16 protein-coding genes are annotated in these 17,877 nt (G+C 73.8%); 7 read left to right on the top strand and 9 right to left on the bottom strand.

What is annotated here, in order from left to right; translation table 11 throughout:
* Positions 1-640 (top strand): LysR substrate-binding domain-containing protein (locus ABD317_RS19895; RefSeq protein ID WP_344291299.1); only part of this gene is annotated, 640 nt, incomplete at its 5' end.
* A gap of 12 nt (positions 641-652) precedes the next feature.
* Here ABD317_RS19895 and ABD317_RS19890 read toward each other — a convergent pair.
* Together ABD317_RS19890 and ABD317_RS19885 are read right to left on the bottom strand one after the other, a co-directional pair.
* Positions 653-1,243, bottom strand: a complete 591-nt coding sequence (locus ABD317_RS19890; protein ID WP_344291298.1) for a hypothetical protein — start codon at positions 1,241-1,243, stop codon at positions 653-655.
* Between the two features lie 181 nt (positions 1,244-1,424).
* Positions 1,425-2,450, bottom strand: a complete 1,026-nt coding sequence (locus tag ABD317_RS19885; protein ID WP_027755271.1) for an ATP-dependent 6-phosphofructokinase — start codon at positions 2,448-2,450, stop codon at positions 1,425-1,427.
* A gap of 215 nt (positions 2,451-2,665) precedes the next feature.
* On the opposite strand from ABD317_RS19885, the gene pta reads away from it, so the two are divergent.
* The 3 genes from pta to pyk are packed head-to-tail and all read left to right on the top strand — an operon-like array spanning position 2,666 to position 7,509.
* Positions 2,666-4,852, top strand: coding sequence for a phosphate acetyltransferase (pta, locus tag ABD317_RS19880; protein WP_344291297.1), 2,187 nt, complete (start codon positions 2,666-2,668; stop codon positions 4,850-4,852).
* A complete protein-coding gene (locus ABD317_RS19875; RefSeq protein ID WP_344291296.1) occupies positions 4,849-6,051 on the top strand; it encodes an acetate/propionate family kinase in 1,203 nt (400 codons plus the stop codon). Before pta ends, ABD317_RS19875 begins: the two co-directional genes overlap by 4 nt.
* Before the next feature lie 33 nt (positions 6,052-6,084).
* Complete coding sequence (gene pyk, locus ABD317_RS19870; RefSeq protein WP_344291295.1) at positions 6,085-7,509, top strand: pyruvate kinase; 1,425 nt, start codon at positions 6,085-6,087, stop codon at positions 7,507-7,509.
* Between the two features lie 285 nt (positions 7,510-7,794).
* On the opposite strand, the gene ABD317_RS19865 is transcribed toward pyk, so the two are convergent.
* From ABD317_RS19865 to ABD317_RS19850, 4 genes are all read right to left on the bottom strand, one after another.
* The gene (locus ABD317_RS19865) at positions 7,795-9,120 is read right to left on the bottom strand and encodes a hypothetical protein (RefSeq protein ID WP_344291294.1); all 1,326 of its coding nucleotides are present in this window, start codon (positions 9,118-9,120) and stop codon (positions 7,795-7,797) included.
* Positions 9,107-9,727: a DUF6114 domain-containing protein gene (locus tag ABD317_RS19860; protein ID WP_344291293.1), complete on the bottom strand. Its 621-nt coding sequence runs from the start codon at positions 9,725-9,727 to the stop codon at positions 9,107-9,109. The genes ABD317_RS19865 and ABD317_RS19860 overlap by 14 nt, the downstream gene beginning before the upstream one ends.
* A gap of 91 nt (positions 9,728-9,818) precedes the next feature.
* Positions 9,819-10,448 carry a DUF6230 family protein gene (locus ABD317_RS19855; protein ID WP_027755277.1) on the bottom strand — a complete coding sequence of 210 codons (630 nt, stop codon included), beginning with the start codon at positions 10,446-10,448 and terminating at the stop codon, positions 9,819-9,821.
* 482 nt (positions 10,449-10,930) lie between these two features.
* Positions 10,931-11,920, bottom strand: a complete 990-nt coding sequence (locus ABD317_RS19850; protein WP_344291292.1) for a tetratricopeptide repeat protein — start codon at positions 11,918-11,920, stop codon at positions 10,931-10,933.
* A 196-nt stretch (positions 11,921-12,116) separates the two neighbouring features.
* On the opposite strand from ABD317_RS19850, the gene ABD317_RS19845 reads away from it, so the two are divergent.
* Complete coding sequence (locus ABD317_RS19845) at positions 12,117-12,770, top strand: TetR/AcrR family transcriptional regulator (RefSeq protein WP_344291291.1); 654 nt, start codon at positions 12,117-12,119, stop codon at positions 12,768-12,770.
* A gap of 66 nt (positions 12,771-12,836) precedes the next feature.
* Entirely contained in the window at positions 12,837-13,811 is a 975-nt protein-coding gene (locus ABD317_RS19840) for an NAD(P)-dependent alcohol dehydrogenase (RefSeq protein ID WP_344291290.1), read from the top strand.
* A 34-nt stretch (positions 13,812-13,845) separates the two neighbouring features.
* Here the strand turns inward: ABD317_RS19840 and icmA are convergent, their stop codons facing one another.
* Positions 13,846-15,555 carry a coenzyme B12-dependent isobutyryl-CoA mutase large subunit gene (icmA, locus tag ABD317_RS19835; protein ID WP_027755281.1) on the bottom strand — a complete coding sequence of 570 codons (1,710 nt, stop codon included), beginning with the start codon at positions 15,553-15,555 and terminating at the stop codon, positions 13,846-13,848.
* Positions 15,556-15,704: 149 nt separating this feature from the next.
* Here icmA and ABD317_RS19830 point away from each other — a divergent pair, with 149 nt between their 5' ends.
* Positions 15,705-16,052, top strand: a complete 348-nt coding sequence (locus ABD317_RS19830; protein ID WP_027755282.1) for a DUF3817 domain-containing protein — start codon at positions 15,705-15,707, stop codon at positions 16,050-16,052.
* Positions 16,053-16,076: 24 nt separating this feature from the next.
* Here the strand turns inward: ABD317_RS19830 and ABD317_RS19825 are convergent, their stop codons facing one another.
* Positions 16,077-16,583, bottom strand: coding sequence for a MarR family transcriptional regulator (locus ABD317_RS19825; protein ID WP_027755283.1), 507 nt, complete (start codon positions 16,581-16,583; stop codon positions 16,077-16,079).
* A 21-nt stretch (positions 16,584-16,604) separates the two neighbouring features.
* Positions 16,605-17,877, bottom strand: a 1,273-nt coding sequence (locus ABD317_RS19820) for an MFS transporter (RefSeq protein ID WP_344291289.1), incomplete at its 5' end; no start/stop codon positions are given.

Here is a 17,877-nt window from a genome sequence, read left to right as displayed (position 1 = left end):
CCGCGCCGCCGTCCGCCGCACCCGCTTCCCCGGCGGCGCGGACGGCGCGGACGGCCCGGGCGGCACCGGCGGCACCGGCGACCGCCTGGTGCTGGCGGTGAAGGCCGCCGCCGCCCACGAGCTGCTGCACAAACTCCTCGACGCCTACGCGGCCGAGCCCGGCGCCGCCGCGGTCGAGGTGCTGCCCAGCGGCACGTGCGAGCAGGGCGACATGCTCCGCGACGGCCGCGCCGACGTGGCGCTCATGCACACCCCGTTCAACTCCCTCGCCGGCTTCGACAGCGAGGAGCTGACCACCGAGGGGCAGATCGCCGTCCTGCCCGCCGCGCACCCCCTCGCCGCGCGTACGTCCCTGACCCTGGCCGACGTCGCCGGCATCCCCGGCCTTCCGCTCGCCCGCTGGTCCCACGACACCCCCGGCCCCGGCCCCGTGATCCACGACCAGACGGAGCTGGCCCAGCTGATCGCCCTCGACCGCACCGTGGCGGTCTTCCCCGAGTCCGCCCGCGCCTGGCTGTGGGCCAAGCACGCCGCCGTCCCCCTGGCCGACGCGCCCCCGGTCGTCACCCACATCGCCTGGCCCGCGCACAGCCGCTCGCTCGCCCTCGCGCTGCTCGTCCGCACCGCCACGCGGCTGTGAGGCGCCCGCGCGCTACTCCGCCGACTGCGCCCGCTGCCACGCCAGGTAGTCCGCCACCAGCTCCGGCGGGTTGGCCTCCGCCGTGAGCGGGACCTGCTCCTCCGAATCGTCCATGTCGAACAGCACCACGGGCACCGGCCGCCCCAGCACCTCCGCGACCCGGCCCGTCCCGTGCAGATGCCGGGCCACCTCCACGCAGTCCTCGGCGAAGTCCGCGCACAGCACGCCGTACACCGTGGACCACCGGTCCGAGAACCGCTCCCCGTCCTCGAACCAGAGCCCCTTCGCCGTCGCCTCCGTCCGGTGCAGCACGGTGCCCACGGGGTCCTCCGGCACATGGCCGACGCGCTCGAAGCCCTCCAGGATCCAGTACGCGTACGACCACCGCACCTCGCCGCCGGGATCCGGCTCGCCGCGCGCCGCCGCGCACTCGCGGCGGACCTGCGCCTCGGTGTTGTAGCCGACGCGCACGTACGGGTAGCGGGCGTCCTGGTCGACGCGGTCGATCTGGAGGGCGACGACATAGATCTCGGGCCGCACCGCCACCGGGAAGGTGTCCAGGATCCGGTACGCCTCCTGCTTCAGGTGCTGCCGGAACGTCATCGCCGCCCGCCTGCCCCCGGGAGCGGCCCGGCCGGACCGGCGCGTGTCTGCACGGCGGGAGGCCCCCGGTCGGTCGGCGGGTGCAACCGCCGCCGGTGCCCGGCCGGTTGCACCCCGGTGGCGGACTGCGCTCGGTACGTTACCGAACCGGGCGCCCGGCGGGACAGCCGTCACGCCGCCGTCAGAACACGACCTCCGCCTCGTCCATCCTGTCCTCCGGCACCCGCTTCAGCTCCCGCGTCGCCTGCGCCAGCGGGGCCATCACGATGTCCGTGCCGCGCAGCGCCGTCATCTGCCCGAAGTCGCCGCGGTGCACCGCCTCCACCGCGTGCCACCCGTAGCGCGTGGCCAGCACCCGGTCGTACGCCGTGGGCGTGCCGCCGCGCTGGACGTGGCCGAGGATGACCGGCTTGGCCTCCTTGCCCAGGCGGCGCTCCAGCTCGACGGCCAGGCGGTTGCCGATGCCGGTGAAGCGCTCGTGGCCGTACTGGTCGATCTCGCCCTTCTGGTACTCCATCGTGCCCTCCGCCGGGTGCGCGCCCTCGGCGACGCAGATGACGGCGAACTTCTTCTGCCGGTCGAAGCGCTCCTCGACCATCTTGCAGAGGTTGCCGATGTCGAAGGGCCGCTCCGGCAGGCAGATGCCGTGGGCGCCGCCGGCCATGCCGGACTCCAGCGCGATCCAGCCGGCGTGCCGGCCCATGACCTCGACGACCATGACGCGCTGGTGGGACTCGGCGGTGGTCTTCAGCCGGTCCATCGCCTCGGTGGCCACGCCGACGGCGGTGTCGAAGCCGAAGGTGCGGTCGGTGGCGGAGATGTCGTTGTCGATGGTCTTGGGCACGCCGACGACCGGCAGTCCCGCGTCGGCGAGCATCGCCGAGGCGGTCAGGGTGCCCTCGCCGCCGATCGGGATGAGCGCGTCGAGGGCCAGCTCACGGCTCAGCTCCTCGGTGTCCTCGCAGGCTTCGCGGAGCCGGTCGCGCTCCAGCCGGGACGAGCCGAGGACGGTCCCGCCGCGGGCGAGGATGCCGCTCACGGCGTTGAGGTCCAGCTTGTGGTACCGCCCTTCGAGAAGGCCCTTGAAGCCGTCCTCGAATCCGATCACCTCGTCACCGTGACCGGCCACGGCCCGGTGGACCACCGACCTGATCACCGCGTTCAGGCCGGGGCAGTCTCCGCCTGCCGTGAGTACTCCGATGCGCATGTCTCTCCTGCTCGGTGCCGTCGCATGCATGCTCGAAGACGATTCTCCCATGCCCCGGAGGTCACCTGCCCGAACGGCCGGTTAACCCTCGGTCACACCGCGCGGTCAGCGAGCGGCCGGGGCGCGGTCGGGGCGCCGTCGGCGGGCGGTCGCCGCGCGCCCGCCCCCGGCCCGGCGGTATGGTCGGACGGGACCGCGACGGATGGAGTGCAGGAGTGGCCCGCAGCGTCTACGTCGCCGGCATCGGCCGCGGGGACGGCCGCCAGGTCGTCGAGCTGGGCATGATGGAGCTGCTCTCCCGCCAGGTCGACCGGGTCGGGATCTTCCGCCCGCTGGGCCACGCCGGCGCCGACGCCCCCGATCCCGTCTTCGACCTGCTGCGCGCCCGCTACCGGCTGAGCCAGCCGCGCGCCGGCGTGCTCGGCATGACGTACGAGAGGGCCTCCGTGCTGCAGGCGGAGGAGGGGACGGACGCGCTGGTGGCGCGGCTGGTGGGGCGGTTCCACGAGGTCGCCGCCGACTACGAGGCGGTGCTCGTCCTCGGCAGCGACTACGCCGACACCAGCATCCCCGCCGAGCTGGCCCTCAACGCCCGCCTCGCCAACGAGTGCGGCGCCGCCGTGCTGCCCGTCGTCGGCGGCGCCGGGCAGCCCGCGGACTCGGTGGCCGCCGAGGTCCGCAACGCCCACGACGCGTACGCCTCGCTCGGCTGCGACGTCCTGGCGATGGTCGCCAACCGCGTCGCCCCGGCCGCCGCCGCGCAGGTCCGGCAGGCCGTCGCGGAGCCCGGCGGGCACCTGCCCGTGCCGGTGTACGTCGTCCCCGAGGACGCCGGCCTCGCCGCGCCCACCGTCGCGCAGATACGGGACGCCCTCGGCGCCGGGCTGCTGGCCGGCGACGCCGGCGGGCTGGCCCGGGACGTACGCGACTTCGTCTTCGGCGGCGCGATGCTGCCCGCCTTCCTGCCGGCGCTGAGCGAGGGCTGCCTGGTCATCACGCCCGGCGACCGCGCGGACCTGGTCGTCGGCGCGCTGGCCGCGCACTCGGCGGGCTCCCCCGCCATCGCCGGGTTGCTGCTGACGCTGGACGAGCGGCCCGGCCCGGACATCATGGCGCTGGCCGAACGGCTGGCGCCGGGGACGCCGCTGCTGACGGTGGCCGAGGGGTCGTTCCCCACCGCCGCCGCGCTGGTGGGGCTGCGCGGCGAGCTGAACGCCGCCACGCCCCGCAAGGCGGACATCGCCCTCGGCCTCTTCGAGTCGCACGTGGACTCCGCGCAGCTCACCGGGCGGCTGACGGTGGCGGCGACCGGCCGGGTGACGCCGATGATGTTCGAGCACATGCTGATCGAGCGGGCGCAGAGCGACCGCAGGCACGTGGTGCTGCCGGAGGGTACGGAGGAGCGGGTGCTGCTGGCGGCGGAGGTGCTGGTACGGCGCGGGGTGTGCGATCTCACCCTCCTCGGCGAGGAGCAGACGATCCGCAAGCGCGCGGCGGAGCTGGGGCTGAGCCTGCCGCTGCTGGGCGCGGACGCGCCGGCGGTGCAGGCCGCGAACGCGCCGGCGGCGCAGGGCCCGGCCGCGCCGCCGTCGGCGCGGATCACCGACCCGCGCGTCTCGCCGCTGCGCGAGAGCTTCGCCGAGCTGTACGCGCAGTACCGCGCGCACCGCGGGGTCAGCGTGGACATGGCGTACGACGTCGTCGGGAACGTCAACTACTTCGGCACCCTGATGGTCCAGCAGGGCCTGGCCGACGCCATGGTCTCCGGCGCCGCGCACTCCACGGCGGCCACCGTGCGCCCGGCGTTCGAGGTGATCAGGACCGCGCCCGGCGCCTCGATCGTGTCGTCCGTCTTCTTCATGTGCCTGGCGGACCGGGTCCTGGTGTACGGGGACTGCGCGGTCAACCCCGACCCGGACGCCGAGCAGCTCGCGGACATCGCCATCCAGTCGGCGACGACGGCGGCGCAGTTCGGCGTGGAGCCGCGGGTGGCGATGCTGTCGTACTCCACCGGCACCTCGGGGTCCGGCTCGGGCGTCGACAAGGTGCGGCGGGCGACCGAGCTGGTCCGGGACCGGCGGCCCGACCTCGAAGTGGCCGGCCCGATCCAGTACGACGCGGCGGTGGACGCCACCGTCGCCGCCGCCAAGATGCCCGGCTCGCGGGTCGCCGGGCAGGCCACGGTGCTGGTCTTCCCCGACCTCAACACCGGCAACAACACGTACAAGGCGGTGCAGCGCACCGCCGGCGCGATCGCCGTGGGGCCGGTGCTGCAGGGGCTGAACAAGCCGGTGAACGACCTGTCCCGGGGCGCGCTCGTGCAGGACATCATCAACACGGTGGCGATCACCGCCGTACAGGCGCAGGGCGGTGCCGCACCGGCGCCGGGCGGGCGCTCATGACCGCCGCGACCCGGGTCCTGGTACTCAACTCCGGCTCCTCCTCGCTGAAGTACCAGCTCATCGACATGGCCGGACCGGTCCCCGGGGCGCGCCGCCCCGCCCGCGGGGTCGTCGAGCGGATCGGCGAACCGGGGAGCGGGGTGGCGGACCACGCGGCGGCGCTGCGCACCGTGGGCGAGGAGCTGGCCGCCGCCGGGCACGGGCTGGACTCCCCCGGCCTGCTGGCCGTCGGCCACCGCGCCGTCCACGGCGGCACCCGCTTCACCGGCCCGACGCTCGTCGACAACGGCGTGCTCGCGGAGATGGAGAAGCTCGTCCCGCTCGCCCCGCTGCACAACCCGGCGAACATCGCCGGCATCCGCGTCGCCCGCGACCTGCGCCCCGACCTGCCGCAGGTCGCCGTCTTCGACACCGCATTCCACGCCACCCTCCCCGAGCACGCCTGGCGCTACGCCCTCGACCCGGCCGTCGCCGACGCCCACGCGATCCGCCGCTACGGCTTCCACGGCACCTCCCACGCCTACGTCTCCCGCGCCGCGGCGGAGCTGCTCGGCCGCGATCCGGCGGGCCCCGGGGGGTTCAACGTCATCGTGCTGCACCTCGGCAACGGCGCCAGCGCCTCCGCGGTCGCCGGCGGCCGGTGCGTGGAGACGTCGATGGGGATGACCCCGTTGGAAGGGCTGGTGATGGGTACCCGCAGCGGGGACCTCGACCCGGCGGTGATCTTCCATCTCGCCCGGGAGGCGGGCATGGCCACCGACGCGATCGACACCCTGCTCAACAAGCGAAGCGGGCTCGTCGGCCTCTGCGGCGACAACGACATGCGGGAGATCGGCCGCCGGATCGCCGAGGGCGACGAGCGGGCGCGGCTGGCCTTCGACGTGTACGTCCACCGCATCCGCAAGTACGTCGGCGCGTACACCGCCGTGCTGGGCCGGGTGGACGCCCTCGCGTTCACCGCCGGCGTCGGGGAGAACTCCGCCGCGGTGCGGGCGGCGGCGCTGCGCGGCCTCGAAGGGCTCGGCGTGGAGCTGGACCCGGTGCGCAACGCGCTGCGCGGCTCGGGGCCGCGGGTGGTGTCCACGCCCGGCTCGGCCGTCGCGGTGGCCGTGGTGCCCACCGACGAGGAGCTGGAGATCGCCACCCAGACGCGGGACCTGGTCGGCGAGCGCGGCTTGTCGCTTCCTCCACCGCAATAATTCCGGTTGCGAACAAACCGATAGGATGCCGTCATGCGCCGAGCGAAAATCGTCTGCACCCTGGGCCCCGCCGTCGACTCCTTCGAGCAGCTCAAAGCGCTGATCGAGGCCGGCATGTCCGTGGCCCGCTTCAACATGAGCCACGGCTCCCAGGCCGAGCACCAGGAGCGTTACGACCGGCTCCGCAAGGCCGCCGAGGAGACCGGGCGGCCCATCGGGGTGCTGGCCGACCTGCAGGGGCCCAAGATCCGGCTGGAGACCTTCGCCGAGGGCCCCGTGGAGCTGATGCGCGGCGACGAGTTCACCATCACCACCGAGGACGTGCCCGGCGACCGGTCGATCTGCGGCACCACGTACAAGGGCCTGCCCGGGGACGTCTCCCCCGGCGAGCGCATCCTCGTCAACGACGGCGCGGTGGCGCTTGAGGTGCTGGAGGTGCGCGGCCCCGAGGTGCGCACGATGGTGATCGAGGGCGGCGTCGTCTCCGACCACAAGGGCATCAACCTGCCGGGCGTGGCGGTGAACGTGCCGGCGCTGTCCGAGAAGGACGTGGACGACCTGCGCTTCGCGCTGCGCATGGGCTGCGACATGGTCGCGCTCTCCTTCGTACGCGACGCGGGCGACGTCGCCGACGTGCACCGGATCATGGACGAGGCCGGCCGGCGGGTGCCGGTGATCGCCAAGGTCGAGAAGCCGCAGGCGATCGACCACATGGAGGAGATCGTCCTCGCCTTCGACGGCGTGATGGTGGCCCGCGGCGACCTGGCGGTGGAGTATCCGCTGGAGAAGGTGCCGATGGTGCAGAAGCGGCTGGTCGAGATGTGCCGCCGCAACGCCAAGCCGGTCATCGTCGCGACCCAGATGATGGAGTCGATGATCAGCTCGTCGCGGCCGACGCGCGCCGAGGCGTCCGACGTCGCGAACGCGATCCTCGACGGCACCGACGCGGTGATGCTGTCGGCGGAGTCGTCGGTCGGCAAGTACCCGATCGAGACGGTCAAGACGATGTCGCGGATCGTCACCGCCGCCGAGGACGAGCTGCTGTCGCGCGGGCTGCAGCCGCTGGTGCCGGGCAAGAAGCCGCGTACGCAGGGCGGGTCGGTGGCCCGCGCCGCGTGCGAGATCGCGGACTTCCTGGACGCCCGGGCGCTGGCGGCGTTCACCCAGTCCGGCGACACCGCGCGGCGGCTGTCGCGGTACCGCGCGTGCCAGCCGATCCTGGCCTTCACCACGGACCCGAGCACGCGCAACCAGCTCTGTCTGAGCTGGGGCGTGGAGCCGGTGCTCGTGCCGCACGTGGACAACACCGACGGGATGGTCGACCTGGTGGACGCGGAGCTGCTGAAGCTGAACCGCTTCCACGAGGGCGACACGATGGTCATGACCGCCGGGTCGCCGCCCGGGGTGCCGGGCACCACGAACATGGTGCGCGTGCACCACCTGGGCGGCGAGCGCTGAGCGGCGCGGCCGGACGCTACCGAACACGCGCCCGCACCCCCACACCTCTGGGTGGAGGTACGGGCACTGGGGGCCCAGCGGCGGGGAAGGCCGCAGCCGCACTGCTAAAGTCGCTTTGTCCGACAACCTAGTTGGCGGACCTACCGCCGGACTGGCGGGACGTCAAGCCTGTGGAGACCTTGTCAGACCACCACCCCCGGTGGCAGGGGCCGATGAAGCAGGAACCCATGGGAGCACCGCGCAGCGGTGCTGACCGGAATCGCCTGAATCACGCAGGCGAGGATGTCAATCGATGGTGTTCTCCAGGCCCGGCACGGTGAGGGTGCCCCCGAACTGACCGGCCTGGATCACCTGGACGTCGGTGAAGAACGCGAACGGCAGGTCCAGCGGCGGCGGGGTCTTCGGGCTGAACGTCATCGGGATCAGCCCGAACAGGTTGCCCTTCAGCTCCTCGGTGTACATGGTCACCGTGCCGTCGCGGATCGTCGAGGTGCTGCCCTTGTCGGCCCGTACGTGCGAGGTGTGCTTCCCGGGTCCGACTGCGGTCTGGTGCAGGTCGCGGATGTCCACCCCGTCGGCCGCGGTGTACTTCAGCACCTTCTTGACCGCGCCGCTGTAGGTCTGCACCTCGACGATGCCGTGGTACTTCAGGCCCTTGAGCGTGAGCTTGGTGCTCTCCAGCCGCCAGGGGTCGTCGGGCAGCAGCGGCAGCCCGGCCTCCAGCTCGGCGTTGGCGAGGGCCTCGGGATCGGCGGTCGGGCAGGGGAAGGGCTCCCTGCCGTCGGCGTCCGCGGCGGCGCCGTCCCCGGCGGCACCGGTGTCCGGCGTCTCGTCGGCGGGGTTCTCGGCCGTGTCCTCGACCTTGTCGTCCAGCTCCGCCACGGTGGCGCCGGCCTTGTCGGCGGCGTCGCGGATGGCCTTCTCGGTCTCGCTCTGCTCCTCGTCCGCCGCGGCGCCGGAGTCGCCGCCGCCGGAACCGCCGGAGCCGGAGTCACCCCCTGAGCCGTCCGCGCCGTCCGACGGCTCCGGTTCGGGCTCGGGTTCGGACCCGGATTCCGGCTCGTCCGGGTTGAGCAGGTCGCCGATCTTGCCGCCGAGGCCCAGCGGGTCGTACCAGGGGCGGGACTCCGACGGCGACGGACTCGGCTCCGCCTGACCGGAATCCTCCGCACCACCGGCGCCGGCCCCGGAGCCGTCCTCGTCGTCGCCGTCCGGCTGCTCCGCCGCCGGCCCGTCCGCCGCGGCCGAGGGGCTCGGCGACGGCTCGCCGCCCGGCTCCGCCGGCTCCCCGGCGCCGGGCGCGCCATCGCCCTCGGCGGCGTCCGCCGCGTCTCCGGCGTCACCGTCGTCCGCGTCGTCCGCGTCGTCCGCGGTCTCCTCGCCCTTCGGCTCGTCCGACTGCTCCGCACACGGCCCGGGACGCCAGCGGTCGGCCGGATCGTCCTCGGCGATCGCCGGCCGCGGGGTCAGGCCCAGGCCCAGGAAGACCGCCGTGGGCATGGCGGCCAGGGCTATCGCCTTGCCCGCCGGCACCCGGCCGAGCAGCGGCCTGCGCGGGGCCGCGTGCCGCGGGCCCCGGTGCACCGCCCCCGTCTGGTCATCCGGCCGCACGGTGCCTCCCGCCGTCGATGTCCTGGAGGACGTCCACGCCGGGCGCGTCGGCGGACCCGTCGCGGCCGCCGGTGCCCGCTCTCCTCCCCGGGCCCGTCTCCTCCGGCCCGTCGTCCGCGGCGGCGGAGCCGGCCGCGGGGTCGTCGCCGGCCGCGGTCTCTCGAGCGCGCCCGGCGTCCCCGCCGCCGGCGTCCCCGGCGGCCTCGGCCAGGGGTTCGCCCGGCGCCCACGACACGGCCAGCGCGCCGCCGACCATCGAGAGCAGGAAGCCCACGAGCAGGCCGCCGAAGTTGGACACCGGTATCGACACCAGCGCCAGCACGATGGAGGCGACGCCCGCGAACACCCGGACGACGCTGTGGAACCACATGGTCAGCCCGAGGGTCACCAGCAGCACGCCGATGATCAGGCCGCCGGCCCCCGCCTGCGTGGCCATCTGCAGGCTGAGGTTGCCGAGCTTGATGTTGTAGTACGGCAGCGCGCCGATCGGCACGCCGCCCGCGATGGTCAGCAGGCCCGCCCAGAACGGACGGGAGCCGCGCCAGGCGCGGAATCGCAGCCGCCAGGTGTTGAGGCGGCGCAGCAGGTCCGGCAACTCGGCGCTCATGATGACAGCTCCCCGGTACGGCAGTGCGGCTTACGTCAGTTGGGGCGGCGGCGGGGAGCGGTGGCCGCCTCCCCGCCGGCGGAGTGCCTGGTCAGAAGCACTCTTTGACGCCCTTGTGCAGCTTCATGCTGAGCCCGCTCAGCTTGAACGTACCGGCGCTGGTGGCCCAGGCGGTCTGCTTCACGTCGGTGAGGACGGCCTTGTCGGCCTCCTGCGCGAACCCGTTCGGGTTCGCCTTGTCGCCCTTGCCGATGCCGGGGCCCTTGGTGCTGGAACCGGCGGCCACCCCGATGTTGATGTTCTTGAACGTCGCGTCGGCGTCGAGCTGCGCGATGTCGATGTAGAGGTTCTTGGCCTCCACCGGCTTGTCGTCGCCTGCGTTCAGCACCAGGCTGACCGAGCCGAGCAGCGGGATGTCGGGGGTGACGACCGACTGGCACATCCCTTCGATCTTCGCGCTCTTGAAGGCGGATATCGCGACGGGCCGGGTGGCCTCGTCGCCGTTGAGGTCGTGTCCGCTGTCGACGCCCCCGTACTGGACGAAGCCGGTGCCCTCCAGGCGGTCGGCCGTGACCTTGAACTCCTGGCCCGACACGCTGAACGACGCCGCGAGCGCACCCTGGCCGAGCGCCACGCCGATCGCGGCGGTCGCCGCCAGGCTCGGCACCATGACCACGGCGAACCGCTTCCACCTGGTCCCACCACGTGCCTGGGACTCCATGCCTTTCCTCCTTCTCGGACGTACGTCCTGGGCCCGGGGCCGGTCCTCGGAGCGAGGGGATCCGCATGCGCACGCGGGCGCGGCTGGTGCGGGTCCGGGGCTTCGGGCGGCGGACGCGCTACGTCGAAGGGGGGTGATCACCCCCGAGCGACTCGTTGTCCGGACAGGCTCCGCTCCGCGCACACGCTCCGCGGGAACGGGGAACCCCCCTGTCCGGATGGCGATCGTGGTCCATCGGAAGGGGGGCGCACAAGGGGTTCGTTACCAACGAGTAACGCACGGGTGACGCAGATCCGGCCACATTGGCCGGATCCTGCACCCTGGGTCGCCGCTCCTCGCGGACGTACTCCACGAGAAAGCACGACAAAGACGGTCATCGGACCGCGCACGGGTTACTGCAAGTAACGCACCTCGGTCACGGTCAATTTTTGGCAAAGCGGCGCGGGGCCGCCTCACCGCGTCAAGGGCCCGCCCGGGCCCGCTCAGAACAGCACGCGGGCCAGCGCCTGCCGCCCCGCGGCCACCCGCGGGTCGTCGCCGCCGACGACCTCGAACAGCTCCAGCAGCCGCACCCGCGCGGCCTGCCGGTCCGCACCCGCGGTCCGCGCCACCGTGTCGACCAGCCGGCCGAACGCGTCCTCGACGTGCCCGCCCACCAGATCCAGGTCGGCGACCCGGATCTGCGCCTGCACGTCCGCCGGGTCGTCCGCCGCCTCCTTGCGCGCGGCGGCGGGATCGAGCCCCTCGACGCGGCGCAGCAGCTCGGCCTGCGCCAGGCCCAGCTTGGCCTCGACGTTGCCCGGGTCGTCGGACAGCACGTTCTGGTACGCCTGGATCGCGCCGCCCAGGTCGCCCCGGTCCAGCGCGTCGCCGGCCGCGGCCAGCGCGCTGTCGTACGGGCCCGCAGGCTCCTCCGGCGCCTGCTCCGCCGCACCGTCCGCGGCCTCGACGCCCTCGGCGGCGTCGCCGGCCGCCGGCTGTCCGACGATGCCGAACTGCTGCTCGGCGACCTTGATCAGCTCGTCCAGAACCTGGCGGATCTGCGGCTCGGGGGCGGCGCCCTGGAACAGCGGGATGGCCTGGCCGCCGACGACCGCGAAGACCGCGGGAATGGACTGGACGCCGAACTGCTGGAACAGCATCTGGTTGGCGTCCACGTCGATCTTGGCCAGCACGAACCGGCCGGCGTACTCCTGCGCCAGCCGCTCCAGCAGCGGGCTGAGCTGCTTGCACGGCTGGCACCACTCGGCCCAGAAGTCGACGACGACCGGGACCTCGGTGGAGCGCTGCAGGACGTCCTGCTGGAAGCCGGCCTCGTCGACATCGATGACCAGCCCGCCGGCTCCCGGGGCCGGCACGCCGTCGCGGGCGGCCTGGGCGCGGGCCGCCTCCGCCTTCTCCTTGGCCTCGGCGGCCGCCTTCACCGCGGCCAGGTCGACCGCTCCGCTCATAGACATGTTGCGTGGCTGCATACGCCCTATCCTCCCCCCTTCGCACGGCTCGTTGAACGGACGGGCTGCCGTTCGCTCGGTGAACCCGCCCGGAAGGGTTCGTCCCGGGCGGGTTTCCAGGTGCAGCAGAAGACACCGGCCGCTCGGGGGTGACTTACGCTACGGGTCGTAGCGTAACCCGCGTGTAGCGCCGGAGAGAAGGGATAAGGTCCAGCTCATGAGCCATGAGCCCCCCTCCGCCCGCCGCGCCGGCCGCCCGCGCAGCGCGACCGCGGACCGGGCCATCCTGGACGCCGCCCGGGCCGTGATCGCCGAGGCGGGCTGGGCCGGGGTGACGCTCGGCGGCGTCGCGGCCCGCGCCGGAGTGGCGAAGACCACCCTCTACCGGCGCTGGCCGGGCAAGAACGAACTCGTCCTGGACGCGCTCGCCGACCTCTTCGACTCGCTGCGGCTGCCGGACCACGGCAGCCTGGCGCGGGACGTGGAGGGCGTGGTGCTGCAGTTCGCCGCGCTGCTGCGGGAGCCGCGGACGCGGGGCGCGCTGATGGCGGTGCTGGCGGAGTCGACGCACGACGCGGCGCTGCGCGAGCGGATCCGCGGCTCGATCGTGGACCGGCAGAAGCACCTGGTGCTGCAGGGGCGCGAACGGGCGCGGGCGCGCGGGGAGCTGCCCGTCGAGCAGGACGCGGCGGCGGCGGACCGCAACGCGGACATGATCTTCGACGTGATCGCCGGCTCCGTGCTGCACCGGCTGCTGGTCAGCGCGGAGCCGGTGACGGCGGCCTGGGCGACCGCCTTCGCCACCCTGCTGACCCGGGGCCTGGCCGCCCTGACGGACCCGGCGGCCGGCCCGGACCCGCCGGGGCAATAGTCCCTCCGGGTCTACCGCCGCCGGACCCGGGGCGGGATGCTGGCACCCACCGCGGGGAGGGACACCATGAGGGCGATCGTCCAGGACCGCTACGGCCCGGCCGAGGTGCTGCGGCCGGCCGAGGTCGACAAGCCGGAGCCCGGTGCGGGCGGGATCGTCGTACGGGTACGGGCCGCCGGCGTCGACCCGAGCGTGTGGCACCTCATGACCGGCCGGCCGTATCTGATGCGCCTGATGGGCTTCGGCCTGCGGGCGCCGAAGGTGCGGGTGCGCGGCTGGGACGCCGCCGGGACCGTCGAGGCCGTCGGCGCGGGCGTCACCCGCTTCGCGCCGGGCGACGACGTGTTCGGCATCGGCAGCGACGGGACCTTCGCCGAGTACTGCCGCGGCCCCGCGGAGATGTTCGCGGCCAAGCCGGCGGGCGTGGACTTCGACGCCGCCGCGGCCGTGCCCACCTCCGCGATCACCGCCCTGCGCGCCCTGCGCGACGCGGGCGGGCTGCGGACGGGCGGGCACGTCCTGGTGCTCGGCGCCGGCGGCGGCGTGGGCACGTTCGCCGTCCAGCTGGCCAAGGCGCGCGAGGCGGAGGTCACCGGCGTCTGCGGGACGGACAAGACCGAACTGGTCCGCTCGCTCGGCGCGGACCACGTGGTCGACTACACCGAAGAGGACGTCACCGCCGGCGCCGCCCGCTACGACCTCGTGCTCGACACCGCCGGCAGCCGCCCGCTCGCCGCACTCCGCCGCGTCCTGGCCCCGCGCGGCACGATCGTCCTCGTCGGCGGCGAGGGCGGCGGCACGTGGCTCGGCGACCTGCCGCGCTCCCTGGGCGGCTCCGTACGCTCGCTGTTCTCCGGCCGGAAGGTGAAGGCGCCCTACGTACGCCCCACGCCCGGGGACGTCGAGGAGGTGCGCGGCCTGCTGGAGTCCGGCACGGTCGAGCCGGTCGTGGGCAGGCGGTACGCGCTCGACGAGGCCGCCGAGGCGATCCGGGACTGGGAGAAGGGCCACACGCGCGGCAAGTCCGTCCTGGTCGTGTGACCCCGCTCCCCCGCCCTCCCCGGGCCCGTACGGGTCAGAAGGCGGCCGGCTCGGTGTAGCCGCCCCACTCCTCGCGCAGGGCGCCGCAGATCTCGCCGAGCGTGGCCTCCGCCCGCACCGCCGCCAGCATCGGCTCGATCATGTTGCCGCCGTCCCGGGCGGCCGTGAGCATGCCGTCCAGCGCGGCGCGCACCCGGGCGTCGTCGCGGGCGCCCTTGCGGGCGGCCAGCGCGCGCACCTGCTCGCGCTCCACCTCGTGGCTGACCCGCAGGATCTCCAGGTCGTGGGTGACCGAGCCGGTGTGGCCGTTGACGCCGACGATCTTCTTCTCGCCCTTCTCCAGCGCCCGCTGGTAGCGGAAGGCGGACTCGGCGATCTCGCCGGTGAACCAGCCGTCCTCGATGCCCCGCAGGATTCCGGAGGTGATCGGCCCGACGGGGTGCCTGCCGTCGGGGTGGGCGCGCCGGCCGCGCTCGCGGATCTGCTCGAAGATCTTCTCCGCGTCGGCCTCGATCCGGTCGGTGAGCTGCTCGACGTACCAGGAGCCGCCGAGGGGGTCGGCGACGTTCGCCACGCCGGTCTCCTCCATCAGCACCTGCTGCGTGCGCAGCGCGATCTCGGCGGCCTGCTCGCTGGGCAGCGCCAGGGTCTCGTCGAGGGCGTTGGTGTGCAGCGAGTTGGTGCCGCCGAGGACCGCGGCCAGCGCCTCGACGGCGGTGCGCACCACGTTGTTGTACGGCTGCTGGGCGGTCAGCGACACGCCCGCGGTCTGGGTGTGGAAGCGCAGCCACTGCGCCTTCTCGCTGCGCGCGCCGTACACGTCGCGCAGCCAGCGGGCCCAGATGCGGCGGGCGGCGCGGAACTTGGCGATCTCCTCGAAGAAGTCGACGTGGGCGTCGAAGAAGAAGGACAGGCCGGGCGCGAAGGAGTCGACGTCGAGCCCGCGGGACAGGCCCAGCTCCACGTATCCGAAGCCGTCGGCGAGGGTGTACGCCAGCTCCTGCGCGGCCGTCGAGCCGGCCTCGCGGATGTGGTAGCCGGAGACGGACAGCGGCTTGTACGCGGGGATGCGCGCGGCGCAGTACTCCATCAGGTCGCCGATGAGGCGCAGGTGCGGCTCGGGCTGGAAGAGCCACTCCTTCTGCGCGATGTACTCCTTGAAGATGTCCGTCTGCAGCGTGCCGTTGAGGACGCCGGGGTCGACGCCCTGGCGCTCGGCCGCGACCAGGTACATGCAGAAGACCGGGACGGCCGGGCCGCTGATCGTCATCGAGGTGGTGATGCCGCCCAGCGGGATGTCCCGGAACAGCGCCTCCATGTCGGCGGCGGAGTCGACGGCCACGCCGCAGTGCCCGACCTCGCCCAGCGCGTGCGGGTCGTCGGAGTCGCGGCCCATGAGGGTGGGCATGTCGAACGCGACGGACAGGCCGCCGCCGCCGTGGCCGAGGATGAGCTTGTAGCGCTCGTTGGTCTGCTCGGCGTTGCCGAAGCCGGCGAACTGGCGGATCGTCCAGGTGCGGCCGCGGTAGCCGGTGGCGTACAGGCCGCGGGTGTACGGGAACTCGCCGGGCCAGCCGATGCGCTCGAAGCCCTCGTAGACGTCCCCGGGGCGCGGACCGTAGACGGGCTCGACGTCGTCGCCCGAAAGGGTGGTGAAGTCCGCGTCACGTTTGCGGGCCGCGTCGTAACGCGCCTGCCAGCGGCGCCGGCCGTCTTCGAGGGCCGTGGTGGCGTCAGCGTCCATGCCGTACCGCCTCTCCGTGCGCGCGGATCGCGCTGCGCACTTAGTAGGACGTCCTACTAAGTGTCGCACGCCCCGGGCGCGGCAGCGCAAGACGTGGCCCGGGTGGGGGTGGTCACGGGGGGTCCCCGGCGGGGTTTAGGCTCGATGCCATGAAGAAGAGCGTCCTCACCCGCTACCGCACGATGGCGTACGTGACCGGCGTGCTCCTGATCCTGCTGTGTCTCGGCATGATCGGCAAGTACGCCCTGGACCTCTCCGGTGCGGACGGCTTCACGAAGGTCGTGAGCATCGCCCACGGCTGGCTGTACATCGTCTACCTGGTGTGCGCCTTCGACCTCGGCTCCAAGGCGAAGCTCCCGATCGCCAGGCAGGTGTGGGTGCTGCTCGCCGGGACGGTGCCGACGGCGGCGTTCTTCGTCGAGCGGAAGCTCACCCGGGAGGTCGAGCCGCTGGTCGCCCGCGACGGCGCGCCCGCGGCCGCGGAGGCGTCGACGTAGGCGTACGCGGCCGGTCCGCGCGGGCTACTGCTCGAAGTCGCCGGCGGCTATCCGCAGCGGGCGCAGCATCGAGAAGATCTCCGCGCACTCCTCCTCGCTGTACGCGCTCAGCCCGAAGTCCATCGCCATGAGGTCGCGCGTCGCCTCCTCGACGATCTCGCGCCCCCGCTCCGTGATCGAGGCGAGCGTGCCGCGGCCGTCGTTGGGGTTGGGGCGCTTGGCCACGTAGCCGGACTTCACCAGCCGGTCGATGGTGTTCGTCACCGACGTCGGGTGCACCATCAGCCGCTCGCCGATCTTGGACATCGGCAGCTCGCCGGCCCGGGAGAAGGTGAGCAGCACCAGCGCCTCGTAGCGCGCGAAGGTCAGCCCGTACGGCTTGACGACGGCGTCGACCTGCGCCAGCAGGATCTGGTGGGCGCGCATCACCGAGGTGATCGCCCCCATGGCGGGCACGGCTCCCCAGCGCTGGCGCCACAGGTCGTCGGCGCGCGCGATGGGATCGAACGACAGGCTCAGCGGCTTTGGCACGTCAGCGACCCTACCGCCCGGTCAGGGCGCGGTCAGCCCGATCTCCGGCTTCGGCCGGGTCCGGCGCACCTCCAGGCAGACGAACAGCGAGCACAGCGTGCCCGTCACCCCGACGGCGGCGACGGCCAGGTGCACGGGCACGAACTCCGCGACCGCGCCCGCGCCGCCCATGCCCACGCCCTGCAGCGTCATCAGCCCCGCGGTCTGCAGCGTCATCGCCCGGCCGCGCATCTCCTCGGGCACGGCGGCGACGAACCACTGGTCGAGGCCGAGCGAGTACGAGATGCCGAAGCCGGTCAGCACCAGCAGCGGCAGCGCCCAGCCGAAGGAGGGGTGCGCGGCGAAGCCGATCGCCGGGACCGTGCACAGCACCGCCACCGGGAAGACGATCCGCTCCCGGCCGCGCGGGCCGAGCAGCGAGCCGGCGAGGATCTCGCTGGTGACCGCGCCGACCGGCATGCCGGTCATGAGCAGGCCGAGCCCGATCGCGCCGATGCCCAGCTCGTCGGCGTACGCGGCGGCCAGCGCCTCGGGGGCGACGACGAAGGCCGGCGGGATCCAGGTGAGCAGCAGCAGCGCCCGGATGCGGCGGTCGCGCAGGAACGTGCCGGCGGCGGCCAGCGAGGCGGCGACGGTGCTGGCGCGGCCGGGCGGCCCGCCTGCGGTGGCCCCGTCGGTGGCGGTGGCGGCGGGGGCGGCCGAACGGGCCGGGCGGGCGCGGGTGCCGAAGCGCAGCACCAGCGCGGAGCCGACCATGCCCAGCGCCGTCACCGTCAGCGTCGCGCGCGGCGAGAAGGCCGCCAGCAGCCCGCCGAGGGCGAAGCCGACGAGCTGCGCCGCCTGCGCGGTGAGCCGGATGACGGAGCGGCCGAGGACGAACCGGTCGCCGGTGCCGAGGATGTCGGCCAGCGTGGCGATCCGGGTGCCGGTGAAGACCGGCGAGATGACGCCGGCGACGCACCGCAGCGCCAGCAGCGCGGCCACGGGCATCCCCGGGAGCACCATCGCCGCGAAGCAGGAGGCGGCGAGCAGGTCGCAGGTCACCAGCACCCGGCGGGCGGGCAGGCGGTCGGCGACGGAGGACAGCAGGGTGCCGCCGAGGAGGTACGGCAGCATGCCGACGCCGAGGGTCAGCGCGCTCAGCAGCGGGGAGCCGGTGCGGTCGTAGACGAGGACCGTCAGCGCGATGGCCGCGACGACCTCGCCGAGGATCGACATGACGTGGGCGGCGAAGACGAAGCGGAACTCGCGGACGCGGAAGACGTCGGCGTAGCGGGCGCGCGGGTCGGCGGCG

It is taken from the genome of Streptomyces synnematoformans (assembly GCF_039531005.1).
GTDB lineage: Bacteria > Actinomycetota > Actinomycetes > Streptomycetales > Streptomycetaceae > Streptomyces > Streptomyces synnematoformans.
Note: the sequence above shows the minus strand (reverse complement) of the source record. Positions and strands in the feature narration are given on the sequence as shown.

Bases quoted from the DNA above. Each gene is read 5' to 3' on its own strand.
- ABD317_RS19890 (WP_344291298.1), bottom strand. From the start codon at position 1,243: ATGACGTTCCGGCAGCACCTGAAGCAGGAGGCGTACCGGATCCTGGAC.
- ABD317_RS19885 (WP_027755271.1), bottom strand. From the start codon at position 2,450: ATGCGCATCGGAGTACTCACGGCAGGCGGAGACTGCCCCGGCCTGAAC.
- ABD317_RS19875 (WP_344291296.1), top strand. From the start codon at position 4,849: ATGACCGCCGCGACCCGGGTCCTGGTACTCAACTCCGGCTCCTCCTCG.
- pyk (WP_344291295.1), top strand. From the start codon at position 6,085: ATGCGCCGAGCGAAAATCGTCTGCACCCTGGGCCCCGCCGTCGACTCC.
- ABD317_RS19860 (WP_344291293.1), bottom strand. From the start codon at position 9,727: ATGAGCGCCGAGTTGCCGGACCTGCTGCGCCGCCTCAACACCTGGCGG.
- ABD317_RS19855 (WP_027755277.1), bottom strand. From the start codon at position 10,448: ATGGAGTCCCAGGCACGTGGTGGGACCAGGTGGAAGCGGTTCGCCGTG.
- ABD317_RS19850 (WP_344291292.1), bottom strand. From the start codon at position 11,920: ATGCAGCCACGCAACATGTCTATGAGCGGAGCGGTCGACCTGGCCGCG.
- ABD317_RS19845 (WP_344291291.1), top strand. From the start codon at position 12,117: ATGAGCCATGAGCCCCCCTCCGCCCGCCGCGCCGGCCGCCCGCGCAGC.
- ABD317_RS19840 (WP_344291290.1), top strand. From the start codon at position 12,837: ATGAGGGCGATCGTCCAGGACCGCTACGGCCCGGCCGAGGTGCTGCGG.
- icmA (WP_027755281.1), bottom strand. From the start codon at position 15,555: ATGGACGCTGACGCCACCACGGCCCTCGAAGACGGCCGGCGCCGCTGG.
- ABD317_RS19830 (WP_027755282.1), top strand. From the start codon at position 15,705: ATGAAGAAGAGCGTCCTCACCCGCTACCGCACGATGGCGTACGTGACC.